The following is a 20,853-nucleotide window of genomic DNA, read 5'->3' on the forward strand; positions in this document are numbered from 1 at the left end:
ATGCTTAACCCGGCCCTGCTAGGACCGCAGCGTGACGATCCACAATCCCCCGCGCCCTGCCCTTGGCGGACGGCTGTTCAACCGGCTGCGGCTGGGCGCTGCGGCTTCGCTCGAACTGATCCACCCGCGCCGGGCGTGTCTGCTCGACGATATCTCATCGACCGGCGCGCGGCTGCGGATTGATCCCGCCCCGGCGAATGGCGCGATGGTTCTGCTGCATTTTCATGAGCTCAAGGTCTATGCCCGGGTGATCTGGTCAAAGAGCAATGAAGTCGGCCTGCAATTCGAACAGCCACTGGCGCTGGAAGACATGCAGGGCATGCTCTGGATCACCAATAACCGCGACCTGTATGAGCGCATCTGCCGCGATGGCCACGCCCAGGACTGGGCCGACGGGTTCGGGGCCTAACCCGCTGCCTTGACGATCTCGGCCCAGGCGGCCTCGTCGATCACTGCGATGCCAAGCTCCTGCGCCTTCTTCAGCTTCGATCCCGCGCCAGGGCCTGCCACCACCAGATCGGTCTTGGCCGAAACCGTTCCGGCTGAGCGCGCGCCAAGCCGTTCGGCCTGGGCCTTGGCCTCGTCGCGGCTCATCGTTTCGAGCGCGCCGGTGAAGACCACGGTCTTGCCTGCCACGGCGCTGTCTTTGGTTTCGACCACATAAGGCGGCGGAGAGACTTCGCTGAGAAGGTCGTCCCACACCGCCAAATTGTGCGGTTCGTGGAAGAAATCGGCCAATGCCTCGACGACGGCGGGCCCGATGCCGTCGATCGCGAGCAAATCAAAATTGGCCGCAAATATCTCATCCGCATTTTCGTCAGACGTGAGCTGGCTGGCCAGCCTTACCGTTTCTCGCAAGCCGTCCAGCGTCTGAAACCGCTTGAGCAGATCGCGCGCGGTGACCGCGCCGACGTGGCGGATGCCGAGGCCGAACAGTAGCCGGGCGGCATCAGGAGAGCGTTTGGCCTCGATCGCTACCAACAGGTTATCAACAGACTTGTCCTTCCACCCCTCGCGCCCGATTATCTCGCCGCGGCGGGCCTTTAACCGGAAAATATCAGCCGGACTCTCAAGCCAGCCGAGTGCAAAGAACTCATCGATGGTCTTTTCCCCCAGCCCTTCGATATCGAGCGCGGCGCGGCTGACGAAATGCTTGAGCCGTTCGGTGCGCTGCGCCGGGCAGATCAGCCCGCCGGTACACCGCACATCAACCTCGCCTTCCTCGGCCACAGCTTCGCTCTGACATTGGGGGCAATGATCGGGGAACAAGTAGGGATCGCGCACCGCATCGCGGGTCAGGTTTTCAACCACTTGCGGGATCACATCGCCGGCCCGCTGGATCACCACCCGATCACCCGGGCGCACCCCAAGGCGGGCGATTTCATCGCGGTTATGCAGCGTGACGTTGGCCACCACCACCCCGCCCACGGTCACCGGGGTCAGCCGCCCGACCGGGGTCAACTTGCCGGTGCGGCCGACCTGAATGTCGATGGCTTCGAGCGTGGTTTCGGCGCGCTCGGCGGGGAATTTGCGCGCTATCGCCCAGCGCGGCGCCTTGGCGACGAAGCCCAGCCGTTCCTGCAGCGCCAGATCGTCGACCTTGTAGACCACTCCGTCGATATCATAGGGCAGATCGGCGCGCGCCGCCTCTATCTGCCGATAGTGTGCAGTTAAGGCGGCATTAGTGTCAAACCGGGCCAGCCACGGCGAAACCGGAATTCCCCAGTCCGCCATTCGCTGCATCATCGCCAGTTGCGAGGTTTCCGGCACTGCGGAGGCCGCGCCCCAGCCATGGGCGAGGAACCGCAGCGGGCGGCTGGCGGTAACCGAGGCATCCTTTTGCCGCAGCGATCCCGCCGCTGCATTGCGCGGATTGGCGAAAATCTTGTCGCCTTTTGCCTCTTGCGCGGCGTTAAGCGCGGTGAAATCGGCCTTGGCCATATAGACCTCGCCACGCACCTCGAACACATCGGGAACCGCGCCCGAGAGCTGCTGCGGAATATCGGCAATCGTCGCCACATTGGGCGTCACGTCCTCGCCCACTTGGCCATCGCCACGGGTCGCCGCCCGCACCAGCTTGCCCGCCTCATAACGCAGCGAGCACGACAGCCCGTCGATCTTGTCCTCCGCCGTGAACGCCAGCGGCGCATCATCAGCCAGGTTCAAAAACCGCCGCACGCGCTGGACAAAATCGGCCAGATCCGCGTCCGAAAAGGCATTGTCGAGGCTCATCATCCGCACCGCGTGGCTGACCTTGGCCAGCGGCGATGCGGCAACTTCGTGGCCGACCAGCCGGCCCGGGCTGTCATCGCGGACCAGATGCGGAAAGGCCGCCTCGAGCTGCGCATTGCGGCGCACCAGCGCGTCATACGCAGCGTCCGAAATCTCGGGCGCATCCTCACCGTGATAGCGCTTGTTGTGATGCGCAATCAGCTTGGCCAGCCGCATCAGTTCGTTCGCGGCGTCGGCTTCATTCATCGACGTTGCCATATTCGCGCAGGGCCTCTCGGTATGCTTCTTCCCGCTCACGGCGGCCAATGGCAAGCACTAGAACGAGCAATTGCTGGTCGCGCACCTGATAAATCAGCCGGATTCCCGATTTCCGCAGCTTGAGCCGATAGCCGTTCGGTATCTGCCGGACGGCATCGCCGGGCACGCGCGGATTGTCGCGACGCTCGGCCAACTTGGCGGCAAGCTGGCGCTTGTCCGCAGTCCCCAGTTTCTCGAAGGCCTTGGCGGCGCGTGGTCTGAAGCGGACCTCAAATGTAGGCATCAAGATCGATCGTAACGTCTTCGCCTTGGTCTTCAAGCGACGCGGCGGCCTCGTTTTCGAGCCGCCGGTCGGCCAGAACATCGAGTACGTGAGCCCAAACCTGAGGTGATACAATGTAACCCACCGGCGTGTAACGATTGAGGATCGCGACCTGTTGTGTTTCGGCTGCCTTGATCACAGCGGCGGGATTGCGTTTAAGATCGCTGATGCTGACTGCAACCTCTGCCAGGATCGGGACCATCTGCTCGGGCTTGAAGGGCTTATTCATGGTCTTTTATTAGGTCTCGAAACAGGTCATGTCAATTGCCGCAGTACCGAGGCCACCATTTCGCGGCGAATTTCGAACCCTAGTGACTCGTACAGCCCGATCGCCGTGGCGTTGCCGGCGTAGGAATGGAGGAACGGCACGTCGCCTCGCGCGGTGAAGCCGGTCATGACCCGGCGGATCAGCTGCCCGGCCAGGCCTTGGCCGCGATAGTCTGGCCAGGTGCAGACGGCGGAAACCTCGGCGATCCCCGGCGCGGGGCGCATCCGTTCGCCGGCCATGGCGGCCAGGCGGCCAGCATCGCGAATGCCATAGAACTGGCCGTAGAGCCGGGTCTTCTCGCCCCACGGGCCAGGCTCGGTGGCGAGCGCCAAAGCGGTCATTTCGGCGGCGTCCGGTTCGCCCAGCGAATCGCAAGCGGCATCACCGGGCAAAGGCGCCATCGGGCTGGCTGCCACCATCTGCACCAGCGGCGCGGTGCGCACCAGGTCCATCCCCGGCGGCACCGGCCATGCCCCGGTTTCGACCAGCCACAGTTCTTCGCCGGGCATAGCGAGGCCTGCCAGCGCCGCCAGCGCCGCAGCCGATTGATCGCGCGCAGCGGCAAAGGGACCGAAACCCGGATCGATCCGCCACGCCCACTCGCCGCCCAAAGCCAGATGCGCCTGCGGACCGGTCAGGCAGTTCCACACCGGGCGATCGAGCGGCGCAACCATCACACCCGCTCCAGCAGCCGGTTAGCCTGCGCGCGCGCCTCTGGCGTGACTTCGGCCCCGGACAGCATCCGCGCGATTTCTTCCTGGCGTCCGGCGCTATCGAGTAAGTGAACCGAGGTGCGGGTAACTGTGCCTTGGCTGCTTTTGGCGATCACATAATGCGTGCCCCCGCGCGCCGCGACTTGCGGGCTGTGGGTGACCGCCAGCAATTGCCCGCCGCCTCCTGTTCCTTGGCCAGCCAGCCGCGCCAGTCGTTCCCCGATTGCCGATGCCACCGCGCCGCCCACGCCGCGGTCGATCTCGTCGAAGATTATCGTTGCCGCGCCGCCCTGTTCGGCCAGCGCAACCTTGAGCGCGAGGATGAAGCGCGACAGTTCGCCGCCCGATGCGATCTTGTTAAGCGGCGCAAAATCCGCGCCCGGGTTGGTCGAAATGAGGAATTCAACCCGGTCGATCCCGGCTGCGCCCCATTGCTCTTGCGGAAGGCGAGTGACCGCGGTGCGGAAGCGGGCGGCGTCCAGCTTGAGCGGGGCAAGTTCGTCCGCCACCGCCATGTCCAGTCGCAGCGCCGCTTCGCTGCGCGCTTTCGACAGCGCCTCGGCCTGCGTGCGGTAAGCTGAGCCAGCGGCGACTGCAGCCTGTTCCAGCACCCCGACATTGGCCTCGCCGCCCTCGATCGCATCGAGCGCGCTGCGCATGGACCGCATCGTGTGCGGCAGATCATCGACCTGGCACTGGTGCTTGCGCGCAGCGGCGCGCAGTTCGAACAGGCGGGTCTCGATCAGGTCGAGCCGGACGGGATCGTGGGTCAGCGCCTCGGCCGCGCGCTCCAGCTTTTCTTCGGCCTCGCTCGCTTCGATCACGCTGCGATCCAGCGCGGCCAGCGCTTCGGCCAGCAAAGGATGTTCGGCCGCAATCCGGTCGAGCCGCCGCCCGGCGCTGCGCAAGCTTGCCAGCGCCGAATCCGATCCGGCCCACAGCTTGCGCAGTTCCTCAAGATCGCCCGAGAGGCGCTCACCCTTCTGCATCGCGGCGCGCGCTTCGGCGAGGTCCGCTTCTTCGCCCTCAACCGGCGCCAAGGCGGCAAGTTCGGCCAGATAGGCGACCAGCAGGTCCTGATCCGCTGCCGCCTGGGCAATTGCCGCACGGGCCGCCGCAAGCTCGCTGAGCGCATCGCGCCAAGTATTCCACGCCGCAGCCAGACCAGCGGCATCGGCCCGGGCAAAGCGATCAAGCAGCAGGCGGTGGCCGCGCGGGTTGACCAGCCCGCGATCATCGTGCTGGCCGTGCAGTTCAACCAGCATCGCCCCCAGTTCGCGCAGCAAAGCCGCACCCACCGGCTGGTCATTGATGAAGGCCTTCGATCCGCCATCGGCCTTGATCCGGCGCTTGATGATCAGCGGTTCCCCCAGTTCCAGATCGAATTCGGCCTCGACCAGCAGGGTGTGGATCGCAGCCGGTAGCCGGTCGAATTCGAAGGTGGCAACCACGCTGGCTTGATCCGCGCCGCTGCGCACCAAACCGCTGTCGGCGCGCGCGCCCAGCACCAGCCCCAGCGCATCGAGCAGGATCGATTTGCCCGCGCCGGTTTCACCGGTCAGCACGCCCAGCCCGTCGCCAAACGACAGATCGAGCGCCTCGATCAGCACAATATTGCGAATGGCGAGCAAGGTCAGCATGTTCGCCGCCTGTTCTAAACACAAATCGCAGCGCGGCAAAGCCCATGGTCCACAAGTCCCCCTCGGCGTGTCGGAAAGAAGTTGATCAAGCCACCGCGATCGAGCGCAGGTATTTCGCGCCAGGCCGCGTCAGGCTTCTCCGGCCTCCGGGAACGGCGGCTCCAGCGTGATCGGATCGGCCAGCGATACTCTGTCGAGCATCGCCGCCATTTCATCGCGCAAGGTCAGCATCAGGCCGCGCAGGCGGCATTCGGCTTCGGGCAGGCAATTGTGGCAGTGTTCGTGCGCGTTGCGGGCGGCGCAGGGCACCAGCGCCAGGCTGCCGCGGGTCAGCCGGATGATATCGCCATAGCGGATGTCGAGCGGGCTGAGCGCCAGTTCATAGCCGCCATCGCGCCCACGGGTTGAATTGACCAGCCCGCCGCGGACCATTTCGGACAGAATCACGGTCAGGAACTTGCGCGGGATATTCTGCGCCTCGGCAATCAAATCGAGCCGCTGCGGACCCTTCCGCCAGGTATCGGCGAGGTGTTGCAACGCACGGATCGTATAGCGGGTTTTTTGCGAGAGCATGGCGTGGCGCAGTAAAACGCCAGCCTGAATGAAATGTCAACTTGGGGAGTAGAAAACTCTGCGCTCAATAGCCGCGCGCGTAATCCACCAGCGGCGTCAGCGCTGCGCCGCGCCGGTAGCGATCGAGATTGGCGAGGAACCGGTCGGTCGAACGCTGCATCGCCAGGCTTTGCGCGCGGCCCGACAGGTGCATGGTGATCGCGGCATGGTCCCACAGCGGGTCTTCAGCTGGCAGCGGTTCGGGCGTGGTAACATCAAGCAGCGCGCCGCCAATTGTGCCGCTCTGCAGCGCAGCCAGCAAGGCCGGCTGATCGATCACACTGCCGCGCGCGATGTTCACCACCACCGCATCGGGGTGCATCGCAGCCAGTTCGGCGGCACCGATCATGCCGGTGGTTTCGGGCGTCGCGGGCACGGCGATGATGATCCAGTCAAACCGGCCCAGCGCCGCGCGCCAGGCACCGGGGGCAAGCCGCCCGGCCCCGCCGCTGCGGCTGACTTTGCTGACCTCCACTCCGAACACTTCGAGCCGCTGGCCGATTTCCTGTCCGATCGCGCCATAGCCAAGGATCAGCGCCTTGCTGCCGAACAGTTCGCGTTTGCCCGGCGAATCGCGCAGCCATTCGTGCCGGTCCTGCGCGCGCACCACATCGCGGTACCCCTTGGCGTGGCTGAGCATCAGCATGATCACATATTCGGCAATCGGCACCGCATTGATCCCCGCGCCGTTGGTCAGCATCACCGCGCGCCGGGCCAGATCTTCAAGCGGGAACTGCTCGACCCCTGCAAACAACGAATTGAGCCACTTGAGGCCGGTCGCTGCGGCAATCGCTTCTCGGACCGCCTGGCGATCGAAGAAATCAAACCAGCCGATCTCGGCGCGCGGGGCCAGTTCGGCCGCCTGGTGGCGGTCCTCGTACCAGTGAACGTCGAGCCAATCGGGCAGGCGCGCACCGGCCAGAGGGCGAAGCATGGCGGGCAAAACGGCAGTGACAGGATTCATGGCATCACTATCAGCGGCAAGACTGCGCCCTGGTCAATCGCGATTGCGCGTATCGGCGCGCGGGGCGGCAGATTTATTGCCCGGCGGTCGCCGCCGGGGCGTACTTCTGCACCAGCTTGAAAGCCTTTTCGTACCACTTGCTGCCCGGATAGTTCGCACCCAGAACCGCAGCGTATTTCACCGCTTCTTCGGGCACGCCCAGCGCCAGGCTGCTCTCGACCAGGCGGAACAGGGCTTCGGGAACGTGGCTGGTGGTCTGATAATTCTGCACCACATTGCGGAACCGCAGCGAAGCGGCGAGCCACTTGCCGGTCTTCTCGTAATAGCGGCCGATCTGCATTTCCTTGCCGGCGAGATGATCGTTGACGAGGTCAAGCTTGATCTGGGCATCGGCGGCATAGCGCGTGTTGGGAAAGCGGCGGACCACTTCGGTCAGCGTGGACTTGGCCTGCATCGTGATCTTCTGATCGCGATCAACATCGCTGATCTGCTCGTAATAGCACAGCGCGATCAGATAGTAGGCATATGGCGCATCGCGGTTGCCCGGATGGATTGAGAGGAAGCGCTGCGCGGCCTGGATCGACTTGTTGTAATCCTTGGCCAGGTAATAGGAAAACGCGCTCATCAACTGGGCGCGGCGCGCCCACGGCGAATAGGGGTGCTGGCGCTCCACCTCGTCAAACAGCGCGGCGGCGATCATCGGCTGCCCGCGATCAAGCCGGTCCTTGGCCGCCGCATACAGCGAATCGACATCGCGCGCGACGAAGGCCGTATCCTTGGGCCCACCCCGCCCCCCGGCGCAACCGGCGGTAAACAGCAGCGCCGCCGTAACGGCAGCGGCAAGGGCGATTTTGGTCGGGGAACGTTCAGCCATGGAGCGGTCCTATAGCCAGAGCTTTGATGAACGCCAAGTGAAGTTGCACCTGTTTTGCGCCGCCGTGCGCCGTTTAGCGATCGGCACCCAGTTCGGGCGCGGGGTGCGGTTCCCAGTCCTCCCCGGCAAAGCGGATCGCGGGGGCCACCATATGCCCGCCGCCGCTTGTCACCAGCAGCCCGCGTTCGGCAACATGCGGCTGGGCGAAGGCCTCGCGCAGATCGAGCACCGGCGAAAAGGCCACGTCCTTGTCAGCGAACCACGCGGTCCATGCGTCGCGGGATTTGGTCGCAAAAGTCAGGCGCAGGAAGGCGATCAATTCGCCCTGTTCGCCGGCCGGCCGCTCGGCAATCGGATACAAGTCCATCCGTCCAAGCGCCGTCAACAGATTGTGCGCGAATTTCAATTCGCGCGCGCCCAGCACCACGTGGCGCTGATCGGCGGTTTCATAGACCTGATAGAACGCCGCCCCGCCGAGCGAGCGCTGGCTGGCCGAATGCGGTGGCGCGCCGCCGGCAATCGCCAGCCCCATGGTATGCGCGCACCACGGCATCAGGCTATCGAACATTGCGCAGTCGATATAATCGCCCTGCCCAGTCCTCTCACGCCCAACCAGCGCCATCAGCGTGGCCGACAGTGCGGTGAGGCCAGCGGCCATGTCGCTGGCGGCAACGGCGGGCACCACCGGGGTGCCATCGGGGCCATCGTTGATCGAGAGGAACCCGGCGAGCGCCTGGGTGGCGAGATCGTGCGCCGGGTGATGCGCCATTGCGCCGTCCTGCCCGAAGGCCGAGATCGAGCAATAGACGATTGCCGGATTGCGTGCCGAAACCGCCGCATAATCGAACCCCAGCCGCGCCATCACGCCGGGCCGGAACCCTTCGACGAAGACATCCGCGCTTTCGATCAAGTCCCACAACCGCGCCTTGCCGGCCTCGCTCTTGAGATCGAGCACCACGCTTTTCTTGCCGCGGTTAAGATTGCGGAACCACACCGATTGCCCGCCTTCAAACGGTTCCTGCTCTCGCGCGGGATCGCCCGATGGGCTTTCCACCTTCCACACCTCGGCGCCCTGATCGGCCATCATCATGGTCATCATCGGCCCGGGCAGGAACACCGACAGGTCCACCACCTTGATCCCGCTAAGCTTGCCCATCACGCATCCTTAACTTGCGCTGCGATTGCCGCGATGTGTTCGGGCCCGATCCCGCAGCACCCGCCCACGATCGTCGCCCCGGCATCCACCCAACGCCACGCCCAGTTCAAGTAGCCCGCCGGATGCAGATCGTCGCGCAGCGGCGAGAGTCCTTCATTAGCGGCGGCGTCCTCAGCTTGCGGCGGAAAGGCATTGGCATAGACGCCCAATTGCAGCACCGCACCCAGCCGCTCAGCCTCAAACCGCGCGCGCTGGACCGCACCTTGCATCACTTCGGGCTGGCTGCAATTGAACAGCAGCGCTGCCGCGCCAGCCTCATGCGCGAGTTGCACCGCCGCTTCGATATCCTCGCCCGAACGCAGCTGGCCCGGCGCGGCGCGGTCGCCCGGTCCATCGGCCAGCGTGAACGACAGCCACAGCGGCCGCAGATCGCCATCCAGCCGGGCGATCACCGCCCGTGCCTCATCCAGCGCGGAAAGCGTTTCAGCCAGCCACAGATCGACATGCGGCGACAGGCCCGCGATCAGGACGGAAAGCAGCGGCGCGGCCACCGCCGGATCGAACAGATCGGGGCGATAAGAACCGCAGACTGGCGGCAAGCTGCCGGCCACACGCACGCCGGGAAAATCCCTGGCCGCGTCGCGCGCGACTTGTCCGGCGCGGTCAGCCAAGCTCAAGCCATCGTGCTGAAACCGCGCCTCGCCGATATGGAACGGCACCAGTGCATAGCTGTTGGTGGTGATTACTTGCGCCCCGGCCGCACAATAGGCGCGGTGCACCGCCGCCACCATGTCTGGAGCCTCGATCAGCGCCAGCGCTGACCATTCGGGCTGGCGGAAAGGGGCGCCGCTGCGCTGCAGTTCGCGGCCCATGCCGCCATCGAGGATCGTGACCATGGCCTTGCCCCTAGACGCCGCCGGAGCGCTGGGCAATCGCGCGGGGCCCCTCGCCGAAGTGCGCCTTGCAGGCGCGGCTGAACACGGCCTGCGAGGAATAGCCGCTGGCCAGCGCCGCAGCATGTACCGACAGTCCTTGCTGGCGGATCAGACCGATCCCGTGGCGTAGCCGCAGAGCGCGGAAATGCTGCGCCGGGGCGTGGCCAAGCGCTGCCCGGAACAATCGCTCGATCCGCCGCCGGTCAATCCCCGCTTCGGCGGCGAGCGCATCCAGCGGCAACGGCTCGGCGATCCGCGCCTGCATGATCCGCACCACCTTGGCGACCAGCGGATGGCCCAGCAGCACCGGATCATCGCCGCGCTGCGGATCGCTGGCCGAACGGATCCGTTCGTGGATCAATTGGTCCGACACCGCCTTGGCCAGCGCCGGGCCGTGCGCCGCCGCAATTGTCTCCAGCATCATGTCCATCGCCGCGGTGCCGCCCGCGCAAGTGAACAGCCGGGCGTGGCGTTCAAAGAGCTCGCCCGAAACCGGGATCGCGGGATAGCGCAGCGCAAATTCGTCCGCCGCTTCCCAGTGCAGCGTGATCGCCTCACGGCCCAGAATACCGGCTTCGGCCAACAGGAACGCGCCGGTATCGATCGCGCCGACGCTGCCGCCCAGTCGCCAGACCCGGCGCAGCGCCGCCTGCAAAGCCCGGTCGGCATGGCGCAGCGGATCAAACCCGGCGCAGACCACCAGCGCCTGCGCGCGTTCGTCCAGCAGGCCGTCGGCGCGGATCTGCATGCCGTTGGACGCCTCGGCGTGATCACCGCGCGGGACGTGGACGCTCCAGCCAAACAGCGCCTTACCCGCCAGCCGATTGGCGATCCGCAGCGGCTCTACTGCCGAGAAAAAGGCAATTGCCGAAAACCCCGGCATAAGCAGAAAGGCATAGTTTTGCATGCCGGGCCAAGGCTAAGCACCCTTGTCGCAAACTGCAACACATTGCCGTATTCAGCTATATTGCCAAAAGGCCAGACTGATAAGCTTTGAGCAAGGGAGAGAGCCCATGAATTTCGAGCCGTTCATCACCTGCGCCGTGACCGGATCGGGCAATACGCAAGGCATCCACCCCGATCTGCCGATCACGCCCGAACAGATCGCCAATGCTGCGATCGAAGCAGCCCGGTCCGGCGCCGCGATTGCGCATATCCACGTGCGCGATCCCGCCACCGGCAAGGGCGTGCGCGATGTTGCGCTCTACCGCGAAGTGGTTGAACGTGTGCGCGCCAGCGATACCGACGTGATCATCAATCTTACCGCCGGGATGGGCGGTGACATGGTGTTCGGTCCCGGCGAGACCCCCCTCCCCCTCGAACCCGCCGGGACCGACATGGTCGGGCCGATGGAGCGGCTGGACCATGTGCGCGAACTGCTTCCCGAAATCTGCACGCTCGATTGCGGGACGATGAATTTCGCCGAGGCCGACTATGTGATGACCAACACCCCGGGCATGCTGCGGGCCATGGCCGCCGAAGTGCAGCGCCTGGGCGTGCGGCCCGAACTTGAAGTGTTCGATACCGGACATCTGGTGTTCGTGAAGGAGCTGATCCGCGATGGGCTGCTCGATGATCCGGTGATGATCCAGCTGTGCCTGGGCATTCCTTATGGCGCGCCGGACGATCCGCTGACCACCATGGCGATGGTTCACCAGATGCCCCCGGGCGCGGTATTCAGCGGTTTTTCGATCAGCCGCAACCAGCTGCCGTTCGTGGCGATGGCCGCACTTGCTGGCGGCAATGTCCGGGTTGGCCTCGAAGACAACCTCTACCTTGGCAAGGGCCAGTTCGCCTCGAACGGGCAGCTGGTTGAACGCGCTGTGCAGATCCTCACCGGGATGGGTGCCAAGGTACTTGGGCCCGCCGAAGTGCGCGCCAAGCTCAAGCTGCAGAAACGCTGACATGGCAGAGGTGAACAAGGTCGCGATTGTCGGCGGCGGGGTGATCGGCGCGGCCTGGGCGGCGCGGTTCCTGTTGAACGGGATCGACGTGGCGGTGTTCGACCTCGATCCAGAGGTTGAGCGCAAAACGCGGGAAGTGATCGCCAACGCCCGGCGCGCGCAGACCCGGCTGCACGGCGCGGCGCTGCCGCCTGAAGGCCAGCTGCGCTTCGCCCCCAGTATCGCGGATGCGGTTGAAGACGCCGATTTCATCCAGGAAAGCCTGCCTGAACGCGAAGACCTGAAGCAGCGCGTGCTGGCTGATATCGATGCCGCGATGCCGGACCACGCGGTGATCGGTTCCTCCACCTCAGGGCTGCTGCCGACCAAGCTGCAAAGCGCGATGAATCGGCCTGACCGGCTAGTCGTGGGCCACCCGTTCAACCCGGTTTACCTGCTGCCCCTGGTCGAGGTCTGCGGCGGCGATCAGACCAGCGATGAAACAATCGCCAGCGCCAGTGCGCTCTACACCCGCATCGGCATGAAAGTGCTGCACGTGCGGCATGAGATCGACGGGTTCATTGCCGACCGGCTGCTCGAAGCCGTCTGGCGCGAAGCGCTGTGGCTGATCAACGACGGGATCGCCACCGCGAGCGAAATCGACGATGCGATCCGGTTTGGCGCGGGGCTGCGCTGGTCGTTCATGGGGACCTTCCTGACCTATCGGTTGGCCGGCGGTGAGGCCGGGATGAAGCACTTCCTCCACCAGTTCGGCCCGTCGATGGAATGGCCGTGGACCAAGCTGATCGGCCCCAAGCTGACCGACGAACTGATCGAAACGGTCTCGGCGCAAAGCGACGAACAGGCCGCCGGAATTGGTCTGCGCGAATACGAGGCGCTGCGCGATAGCTGTCTGGTTGACATCATGCATGCGCTGGAGCGCAACGATTTTGCCGCAGGCGCGGTCGCCAAGGCTTACCGCGAGGGGCTGACCGGCATGGCGGCGGTCACACTGGGCAGCGATTGCGGCGATGGGCTGGTGCTGAGCGGGCACACGTCGGTTTCGCCCGAGTGGATCGATTACAACGAGCACCTGACCGAATGGGCCTATCTCAAGCTATTCGGCGATGGCACCGATGTGGTGCTGGCGCGGATTGGTGCCGGGCCGGACTATGTCGCCAGCGGGTTCAGCTTCTACACGGTTGAAACCCACATCCGCCATCTGGGGCAAGCGCGGCTGGGCGAAAAAGTGGAGGTGCGCACCCGCGTGCTGGGCAGCGACAGCAAGCGCTTGCAACTGTTCCATGCAATGATCAATCTTGCGTCGGGCGCGGTGATTGCCACCGCCGAACACATGCTGGTCCACGTCGATGCCAAGGCGGAAAAGTCCGTGCCGGCCCCCGATCATATCGCCACGGCGATGCAAGGGCTTGTCGCGGCCCAGCAACATCTGGCACCACCCGAAGGCACCGGGCGCACCATCACGATGCCGGGATAGGCAAAACACAACAATACGAGGGGGACGAGGCCGGTGGCACTGATCGAAACGAGATCAATCGACTACGTTCCCCTGGCCGAACGCCACGGCAAGGTCTGGCACTTGTGGCCGGTGTGGTTCACCGGCGATGCACACCTCGCCACGCTCGCCACCGGGGCGATCAGCGTTGCGGCGGGGCTCAGCCTGTTCTGGTCGGCGCTGGCGGTGATCGGCGGCTGCGTGCTGGGCACCGTGCTGATGGCGTTCCACTGCACCCAGGGGCCGCACCTGGGCTTGCCGCAGATGATCCAGTCGCGCCCGCAGTTCGGCTATCTGGGGGCGCTGCTGGTCTGGGTCGTCGCGTTGGTCACTTACATCGGCTTCAATGCGCTTAACCAGACTCTCGCCGCCGATACGCTCAAGGAACTGGCCGGATTTCCGCACGGCCCCACCGTGATTGTCTTCTCGCTGGTCGCGGTCTCGGTGGCGGTGATCGGCTATGACCTGATCCACAAGGCGCAGCGCTGGCTGGCCTATGCGATGCTGGCGGTGCTGGCGGTCTATACTGTCGGCGCGTTCGGGATTGTCGATTTGGGTACGCTGCTTGCCCCGGGCGAATTCAAGCCCACCCCGTTCCTGGTACAACTGTTCGCCGCTGCCGCTTATCAGCTCAGCTGGTCGATCTATGTCTCGGACTATTCGCGCTACCTGCCCAAGGATGTAGGCATTCGTGAAAGCTTTTTCTGGACCTTCTGGGGAGCGTTCGTGGGCGGTGCCTGGATGATGCTGGTCGGCACGTTCGCAGCCGCCGCCTTCGCCAGTCCGGATGGTATCGTGGCCGCATTGCGCGACAGTTCGGACGCGATCTTCCCTGGCTTTGGCATTATCATGCTCGTCACCAGTTTCCTTGGCCTGATCACCATTACCTCGCTCAATTTCTATGGCGCATCACTTACCTTGCTGAGCGTCGCCGACAGCCTCACCACGTTGAAACTGGGGGTCAAAGCCCGCCTCGTTTCGCTGCTGGCGGTCTTCGCGGCGGCGTTGTCGCTTTCGTTAGTAGTCAGCGGCAATGTGCTGCACGGGTTCGAAGCCTTCCTTGGCGTGCTGGGTTATCTGTTCACCCCGTGGACCGCGATCAACCTGGTTGACTTCTTCTTCGTGCGCAAAGGGCGCTACTCGATCCGGGCAATGTTCATGGCCGATGGGCTTTACGGCAGGTGGAACTGGCGGGGCCTCGTCTCCTATGCGGTGGGTTTTGCCGCGATGATCCCGTTCTTCAAGACCGGTCTCTACACTGGCCCGGTGGCCGAGGCGCTGGGCAAGGCCGACGTTTCGATGCTGGTCGGCCTGCCGGTCTCCGCCGCAGTGTATCTGTTCCTGTGCCGCGGCATCGACCTGGCCGGGGAGCAGGCACAGATCGAAGTGCTCGATCGCAATCTTGAAACGGAGCCGGTGCGATGAAACGACTTGTAGCCATTACCGCGTTGGCAGCACTGGCGCTGCCTGTGCAGGCCAAGCCTGCCCCGGCCAATCCGATCATGTTCCCCAGCCAGTTCGATTCGATCGGCACCCCGGTGCGAAGCCTGACCAGCAAGGAAGGCCGCATGCTGCACTTCACCGATACCGGCGAGCAAGGCTGGAAGCCGGTGCTGTTCCTTGGCGGGGTCGGCACCAGCGGCCGCGCGCCCGAACTGGTCGCGTTCCTTGATACGATGCGCAAGCGGCTGAAGCTGCGAATTATTTCAGTGGAGCGCAACGGCCTGGGCGATACCGCCTTCGATCCCGCGTGGACCTTCGACGATTACAACAGCGAAGTGGCGCAGGTACTGGGCCATCTGAGAATCGATAAGTTCGCGCTGGTCGCGATCTCGGGTGGCGGGGCCTATGCCGGGCATATTGTTCAGGCGATGCCGCAGCGGATCGCGTCGTGGCACATGCTTGCGGCTGTCTCTACCGCCGCGGCAAATGTCGAGCGATGCCAATTGGACGAAGCGGCTTTCGCCGCGCAACTGGGACCGCAAGTCGCCGCGCCGCGGGTCTGGTGGGACATGCCCAAGGATGGGGTTTCGGCGCATGTCCCCGGCTTCACCGACCGGACCGCAGACGAAGGCGCACGCGCCTTTTTCATCGCCGGACAAAAGGGCGATCCGCGCGGGGTGGCGCGCGAATACAAGCGTTTTTGCGCCCCGCCCGCCGATGTATCCGCCCTGACCGCCCCGGCCTGGTTCTATTACGGCGAGGCTGATCCGGCGGTACCGCCCAGCCACGGGCACTATTGGGCCAGCAAGGTCAAAGGCGCGGTCACCTTCCGCTCATACCCCGGCGAAGGCCACGATGTGCAGTACCGCCACTGGGACCAGGTGATGCTCGACATTGCCGGATATGGCGCCAGCACACTGGTCTGCGATAGGGGCTGGGCGCATCTGGTGCCGGGCAAAGTCGATCCGAACAAGTTGGCAAAGGGCCGCACGCTGGGTGTCTGCGCCTGGCAAAACGGCCGCTAGTCACACAAGCTTCGTCATTGCGAGGGGCGATGCCCCGCGGCAATCCACGGCCGCGCGAGCCGCTCCTGGATTGCCGCGCGCGCTTCGCCCGCTCGCAATGACGATCGCAAAGTATAGTGCCCAAGAAAGGCGGGCTTATCCCGCCAGCGCTTCCTTCAGCGGGCCCAGCCACGGCTCGTAGTCTTTCCACACATCCGTCCCGTCGCGGTTGATCGGGCGGCGGACCTGTTCGGAGCTGGGGGTGCGCACTGCACGCTCGGTCTTGTAGAATTCCAGGCAAGCTGGCTCGAACGGCAGCCCGCAATAGTCCAGAATGCGGCGCACCTGGCCTTCCAGATCGTCGAGCACGTCTTCATGCGCCACTTTGAGCACGCGCCCGCCAGGCAGCACCGCGTTCCAATGGTCCATCAGCCGCAGGTAATCGGCATAATAGCGCCCGATGTGGCCCAGATCGTAAGAGAAGTCCTGCCCAGCTGCAAACAGCTGCTTAAACACCGAAAACCCGCAGGCCAGCGGCGCGCGCCGGGCGTCGATGATCCGGGCATTGGGCAAGATCAGATGGATCAGGCCGATGTGGCGGAAATTGTTGGGCATCTTGTCGATGAAATGCGGCGTGCCCCCGGCGCGGTGGACCCGGGTCGAAGCGATGTAGCTTTCGCCCAGTTCGGCCAGTTCAGCGCGTGACAGCGCGGCAAGATTGGCCGGGTAGCGATCGGCATCGTCCTGCCCGAGCCGCCCGTTGAGGCGCGCGGCGATGGCCAAAATGTCGGGCAGTTCGGTGGTCCCTTCTACCTGGCTGTGCGAGGCAAGGATCTGTTCGAGCAGGGTCGAGCCCGCGCGCGGCAAGCCCAGAATGAAGATCGGATCGTCAGCCGGGCATCCCGCTCCGCTGTTGGCCGCGAACATGGCGGCGCTGCAATGCGCGATCTGCTGATCAACCTCATGCGTGACCGCCTGCGGGTTGTACTTCAGCACGCCCTGGCGCAGCGCATTGCCGCGCTGATAATATTCGAACGAGCGGGCATAGTCCCCGGCATCCTCCAGCGCCTTGCCCAGCGCGAAACACAGGTGAATCCGGTCTTCTACATCGATGCCGGCGGCGGCTTCCTGCGCGATCATCACGGCCAATTCGGCATCGGTGAACCGGTAAGTCTTGAGATTGGCCAGGCTCCAATAGGCATCGCCGAAATCGGGCCGGGCGCCATAACCCTGACGGTAGGCGTCCACCGCGGCGTCAATCCGCCCCAGCGTTTTGAGCGCATGGCCATAGGTCAGGCTGACCGTCGCGTTTTCGGGGCTTTGCTGCTGCAGCCGGGCGTATTCCGCCGCCGCATCTTCAGTCCGGCCAACGTGCAGCATCAGGTTGGCGCGCTGCATCAGGAATTGCGGATTGGCGGGTTCCAGCGCGACCAGTTCCTCGGCTTCGCGCAGCGCGGCATCGTATTTGAAGCGCTTGTTCAGCACCTCGGCATAGTCAAACCGGGCGTGGAGGTATTCCGGGTTCAGCGCCTTGCAGCGTTCGAGGATGAATTCGGCGTCCTCATATTCGCCCAGTCGCGTGCCGAGTTCGGCCAGCAGCCGCATCGCTACTGGCTCATCAGGAACCTTGAGCAGATAGGCGCGGACCCGGTCTTCGGCCAGCTTGTAATCCTGATCGTAATAGGCCGAAAGCGCCCCCAGAACTTCGGGAGGATGGCTTTCAACGTCCTTGATCTTGTCAGCCAATGCGCGGGCCTGGGCGGGATCGGCCACCTGATGATGGGCAGCCAGCAATTTGAGCGAGGCGGTCAGCAGCGGGTTGAGTTCGACCGCGCGGCCATAGGCGGCGATCGCCGCGTCGCGCTGGTTTTGTTGGCGATAGCAGTGGCCGCGTTCCTGCCAGGCGCGGCCCAGGTCAGGGCGCAACGCCAGCAATCGGTCAAGAAAATCGTGCGCAGCGCCAAAATCGCCGCGCGCACGGGCTATCACCGCGGTGAAATAAAGCACTTCGGGATCATCACCGCGATCGGCCACCAGCCGCGCGGCCAGCACATTGGCCTGCGCCATATCGCCGCGCGCCAGCGCCAGTTTGGCATCAACAAGAAGATCGGTTTGCACGGTTCGCGAATTTCCCGGGGGTTCAGTCCAGCCGGCACCATGGCCGCAAGCACCAGAACCGGCAAGGGTGCGCAAATGAAGATCCCGGCGGGTCGAACCTCCTCAACCCGCCGGGACCAAATCTGCGACCTTGAAAGGACCGGGCCAGGCCCGGCGTCCTTTATCAGTAGTTGTAGCCCAACCGCAGCCCGATCGTCCGCGGGCGGATGGTCGAGGTGAGGTTGATGTTGTCGCTCTGCGAAATGTAGCTGATGGCGCGCTTGTCCGTCAGGTTGGCAACGAACAGTTCCGCCGTCCAGCCTTCGCGCTTGAACCCGGTCGAGGCATCAAACTGGGCATAGCCGGGCAACTTGAAGTTCTGCGGCTTGATCGTTGAGGTAAACGACGTGCCAACGAACTGTCCGCCCAGCTGGGCAAAGAAGGTCGTGCCAGCGGTATTCTCGTGCTCGTAACGGAAGCGGACGCCCCCTTGCCAACGCGGCGCAAGTGCCAGTGGACTGCCCAGCGGAACGAAGGTCAGCGCCAACGGACCATCGCCGGGTTGCGGCTGGAATCCCACCGGGGTGCTGGCATAGTCGGTCAGCTTCGAAGCGTTAAACGCCAGGTTGCCGGTGATCGTGAAGTCTGGCGTGGCCCGCCAGACCAGATCGGTGGTGATCCCCTTGATCCGCGCATCCGGCCCGTTGAGCACGAATGTAGAGTTGCTGATCCTGGGTGAATAGATCGAAACCGGGATCCCGGTCCAATCGATCAGGAAGGCCGAACCATTCCACCGCACGGTGTTGTTGGCGAACTGCATCTTCCAGCCGAATTCATAATTTTTCACGCTATCCGACTGATAGGTGAAGGGGATGAAAAAGGTTGGATCGCGGGTGGCACCGCCACGGCGGTTGAACCCGCCCGGCCGATACCCTTCCGAGAAGGTCGCGTAGAACAGCATGTCGTCGTTCGGCTTGTAACTCAGCGTAACCTTGGGGGTCGAGCCCTTTTCGGTCGCCGGGCTTTTGCCCGCCAGCGAGACGGCATAGTTGCCGCCACCGCAGACATGGCCGTTGGGCAGCACGCCCGTCTTGGTGATCAAGCCGCCGCAGTTGACCGACCCGCGCAGCGACGTTTCCTGGCTGTACCAGCGGATCCCGGCGGTCAGCGTCAGCTTCGAGGTAATGTCGATGCTGGCTTCACCAAACAGCGCGAACTGGCTTTCACCGCGCTCTGCGTCGTTGAAATAGACGCCGCCATCGGGCCGGATATAGTTGGTGATGATGTCACCGCCGCCGGCTGGCTGGCCCTTGTAGCCTTGCACCGCTGCGCCTTCATAATACCAGACGCCATCAGCGAACACCTTGGCCCGATCATAATAGACCCCAGCCTGCATGCGAACGCGCTTGTCCGCCGGGGTCGCGATGCGGAATTCCTGCGTAAAGCGGTTTGAGCGTGACTTGTCGATATAGCTCATCCGCGGTGTGGCGCATGTCGCATAGCCGGGATACGAACAAATGTAGTAAGGCGCATAAGGGCCGACGCTCGAATAGCGGGTGTAGTCGAACTTCTGGTCGACTTTCCGATCGAGGTACGAACCGGTATAAACCAGATCGAGGCCGCCCAATTTGCCTTCGACCGACCATTGCACCTGATTGAATTCATCGTGGTTGGTATCGGGCGCGAAGCGCATCACCTTAAGATCGCCCAAGGTCGGATCGTACTGGAACACACCTTCTGCGTCCAAGGTCTGGTACATGTCCTGCACCGTAATCGTCCAATCGGGCGCCGGCGACCAGCTCAGCGAAACGCGCCCGCCGGTATACGTCGCCGGGTTGAAATCGTTGCGCGCATACGGCGCGTTGTTGATTACCGGACGGGTTGAGCCGACCGGCAGGCTGAACGCCACCGTGCCATCGCCGTTACGGCCGACCAGTGGCATCTGATAGGTGCCATAGACGTTGTCGATATAGCCGCCCTGCCGGTCAACAAACGCCGTGGCGCGGAACGCCAGCGTGCCTTCGATGATCGGAATGTTGATATAGCCAGTGGCCGAACCGCTGTAGGCATGGCCCGGCGTGCTCGCCCCGGCAATCGTGAACCCGGCCTGGAACTTCGAAAAGTTGGGCTTGTTGGTGATATAGCGGATCGCGCCGCCTTCAGCACTGGCGCCGAACAATGTGCCCTGCGGACCTTCCAGCACTTCGACGCGGGCAAGATCGGTGACGTAAACATCAAGGTTGCGGCCCGGAACCGAAACCGAAGCATCGTCAAGGTAGATTGCGACCGTGGGGCTGGCACCGGCCACCGCCGATGTCTGGATGGCAACCTGCGAAAGCGAAAGGCCGCGGATCGACACAGTTTTCTGGCCCGGACCGCGTCCGCCGGCGTGAACCTGCGGCAGTTCGGTCAGCAACTGATCGAAATTGGTGATCCCGCGTTCAGCCAGCTGTTCGGCACCAAGCGCCTGCACCGTCACCGGCACATCCTGCATCTTCTCGCTGCGGCGGGTTGCGGTGACGACGATATCGGCGATCCCGCCGCTGTCCGCCTCGGTGGTTTCACCCTCTTGTGCCATGGCCGGCGCAGCATAGAGGGCGGCCAGTACCACTGCGGCTGCAGTGGTGGTAAACAACTGTTGCTTCATGTTTTCCTCCCTAAAATCCGGTCGTGAACGACCGGACTGCCCGTAGACGGCGCACCCTGGCGGACCCTCATCCAAGCAGACCAGGTGGGCATATGCCAACGCGATCCCCTTAGCCACGGTGCGCAGAATTCTGCCCACAATGCACAGCGTGGCAAGCTGCGGGGCCAAGTCAATCGCGCCTTCCCTGCATTAGCCGCGTTGATGCATGGCATTAGAAAATCCCGCTCCTTGCGCAGGGCTTGCACAAGCACGCGGCGGCTTTGCATGGCACGGACTGGCTGCGCGGAAG

The 20,853-nt window shown here is 64.1% G+C and carries 18 protein-coding genes; 5 read left to right on the forward strand and 13 right to left on the reverse strand.

The features are described from left to right. Positions 1-31 precede the first annotated feature (31 nt). Entirely contained in the window at positions 32-409 is a 378-nt protein-coding gene (locus tag RMN99_RS01855; protein WP_309621590.1) for a PilZ domain-containing protein, read from the forward strand. On the opposite strand, the gene ligA is transcribed toward RMN99_RS01855, so the two are convergent. The 11 genes from ligA to RMN99_RS01910 all read right to left on the reverse strand — a co-directional run bounded on the left by ligA (position 406) and on the right by RMN99_RS01910 (position 10,881). Continuing rightward, on the reverse strand, positions 406-2,490 hold the full coding sequence (ligA, locus tag RMN99_RS01860) for an NAD-dependent DNA ligase LigA (protein WP_309621591.1): 2,085 nt from the start codon (positions 2,488-2,490) through the stop codon (positions 406-408). The genes RMN99_RS01855 and ligA overlap by 4 nt on opposite strands. After that, complete coding sequence (locus RMN99_RS01865; RefSeq protein ID WP_309621592.1) at positions 2,471-2,773, reverse strand: type II toxin-antitoxin system RelE/ParE family toxin; 303 nt, start codon at positions 2,771-2,773, stop codon at positions 2,471-2,473. The genes ligA and RMN99_RS01865 overlap by 20 nt, the downstream gene beginning before the upstream one ends. After that, entirely contained in the window at positions 2,760-3,041 is a 282-nt protein-coding gene (locus RMN99_RS01870) for a type II toxin-antitoxin system Phd/YefM family antitoxin (RefSeq protein ID WP_309621593.1), read from the reverse strand. The genes RMN99_RS01865 and RMN99_RS01870 overlap by 14 nt, the downstream gene beginning before the upstream one ends. Before the next feature lie 26 nt (positions 3,042-3,067). Then, positions 3,068-3,754 carry a GNAT family N-acetyltransferase gene (locus RMN99_RS01875; RefSeq protein WP_309621594.1) on the reverse strand — a complete coding sequence of 229 codons (687 nt, stop codon included), beginning with the start codon at positions 3,752-3,754 and terminating at the stop codon, positions 3,068-3,070. Further along, positions 3,754-5,433 carry a DNA repair protein RecN gene (recN, locus tag RMN99_RS01880; protein ID WP_309621595.1) on the reverse strand — a complete coding sequence of 560 codons (1,680 nt, stop codon included), beginning with the start codon at positions 5,431-5,433 and terminating at the stop codon, positions 3,754-3,756. The genes RMN99_RS01875 and recN overlap by 1 nt, the downstream gene beginning before the upstream one ends. A 129-nt stretch (positions 5,434-5,562) precedes the next feature. After that, entirely contained in the window at positions 5,563-6,006 is a 444-nt protein-coding gene (locus tag RMN99_RS01885; protein ID WP_309621596.1) for an Rrf2 family transcriptional regulator, read from the reverse strand. A 64-nt stretch (positions 6,007-6,070) separates the two neighbouring features. Further along, positions 6,071-6,979, reverse strand: coding sequence for a D-2-hydroxyacid dehydrogenase (locus tag RMN99_RS01890; RefSeq protein WP_309621597.1), 909 nt, complete (start codon positions 6,977-6,979; stop codon positions 6,071-6,073). A 103-nt stretch (positions 6,980-7,082) separates the two neighbouring features. Then, complete coding sequence (locus RMN99_RS01895; RefSeq protein WP_309621598.1) at positions 7,083-7,883, reverse strand: outer membrane protein assembly factor BamD; 801 nt, start codon at positions 7,881-7,883, stop codon at positions 7,083-7,085. Between the two features lie 73 nt (positions 7,884-7,956). Beyond that, on the reverse strand, positions 7,957-9,039 hold the full coding sequence (locus tag RMN99_RS01900; protein WP_309621599.1) for a CoA transferase: 1,083 nt from the start codon (positions 9,037-9,039) through the stop codon (positions 7,957-7,959). After that, positions 9,039-9,935 (reverse strand): homocysteine S-methyltransferase family protein, encoded by an 897-nt coding sequence (locus RMN99_RS01905; protein WP_309621600.1) that lies wholly within the window; start codon positions 9,933-9,935, stop codon positions 9,039-9,041. The genes RMN99_RS01900 and RMN99_RS01905 overlap by 1 nt, the downstream gene beginning before the upstream one ends. Positions 9,936-9,945: 10 nt before the next feature. Beyond that, complete coding sequence (locus RMN99_RS01910; protein ID WP_309621601.1) at positions 9,946-10,881, reverse strand: helix-turn-helix domain-containing protein; 936 nt, start codon at positions 10,879-10,881, stop codon at positions 9,946-9,948. A gap of 106 nt (positions 10,882-10,987) precedes the next feature. Between RMN99_RS01910 and RMN99_RS01915 the strand changes: the two genes are divergently transcribed. From RMN99_RS01915 to RMN99_RS01930, 4 genes are read left to right on the forward strand one after another with little or no spacing between them, the layout of a single operon-like run. Next, positions 10,988-11,878, forward strand: a complete 891-nt coding sequence (locus RMN99_RS01915) for a 3-keto-5-aminohexanoate cleavage protein (protein WP_309621602.1) — start codon at positions 10,988-10,990, stop codon at positions 11,876-11,878. A gap of 1 nt (position 11,879) precedes the next feature. Further along, entirely contained in the window at positions 11,880-13,355 is a 1,476-nt protein-coding gene (locus RMN99_RS01920) for a carnitine 3-dehydrogenase (protein WP_309621603.1), read from the forward strand. Positions 13,356-13,388: 33 nt separating this feature from the next. Further along, the gene (locus RMN99_RS01925) at positions 13,389-14,798 is read left to right on the forward strand and encodes a cytosine permease (RefSeq protein WP_309621604.1); all 1,410 of its coding nucleotides are present in this window, start codon (positions 13,389-13,391) and stop codon (positions 14,796-14,798) included. Next, the gene (locus tag RMN99_RS01930) at positions 14,795-15,841 is read left to right on the forward strand and encodes an alpha/beta hydrolase (RefSeq protein WP_309621605.1); all 1,047 of its coding nucleotides are present in this window, start codon (positions 14,795-14,797) and stop codon (positions 15,839-15,841) included. Before RMN99_RS01925 ends, RMN99_RS01930 begins: the two co-directional genes overlap by 4 nt. Positions 15,842-15,976: 135 nt before the next feature. Here RMN99_RS01930 and RMN99_RS01935 read toward each other — a convergent pair whose 3' ends face one another. Both RMN99_RS01935 and RMN99_RS01940 read right to left on the reverse strand, forming a co-directional pair. Further along, positions 15,977-17,938 (reverse strand): sulfotransferase, encoded by a 1,962-nt coding sequence (locus tag RMN99_RS01935; RefSeq protein WP_309621606.1) that lies wholly within the window; start codon positions 17,936-17,938, stop codon positions 15,977-15,979. Positions 17,939-18,101: 163 nt separating this feature from the next. Then, the gene (locus tag RMN99_RS01940; RefSeq protein ID WP_309621607.1) at positions 18,102-20,564 is read right to left on the reverse strand and encodes a TonB-dependent receptor domain-containing protein; all 2,463 of its coding nucleotides are present in this window, start codon (positions 20,562-20,564) and stop codon (positions 18,102-18,104) included. Positions 20,565-20,853 lie beyond the last annotated feature (289 nt).

Origin of the sequence: Novosphingobium sp. (assembly GCF_031417815.1) — a bacterium.
Classification (GTDB): domain Bacteria; phylum Pseudomonadota; class Alphaproteobacteria; order Sphingomonadales; family Sphingomonadaceae; genus Novosphingobium.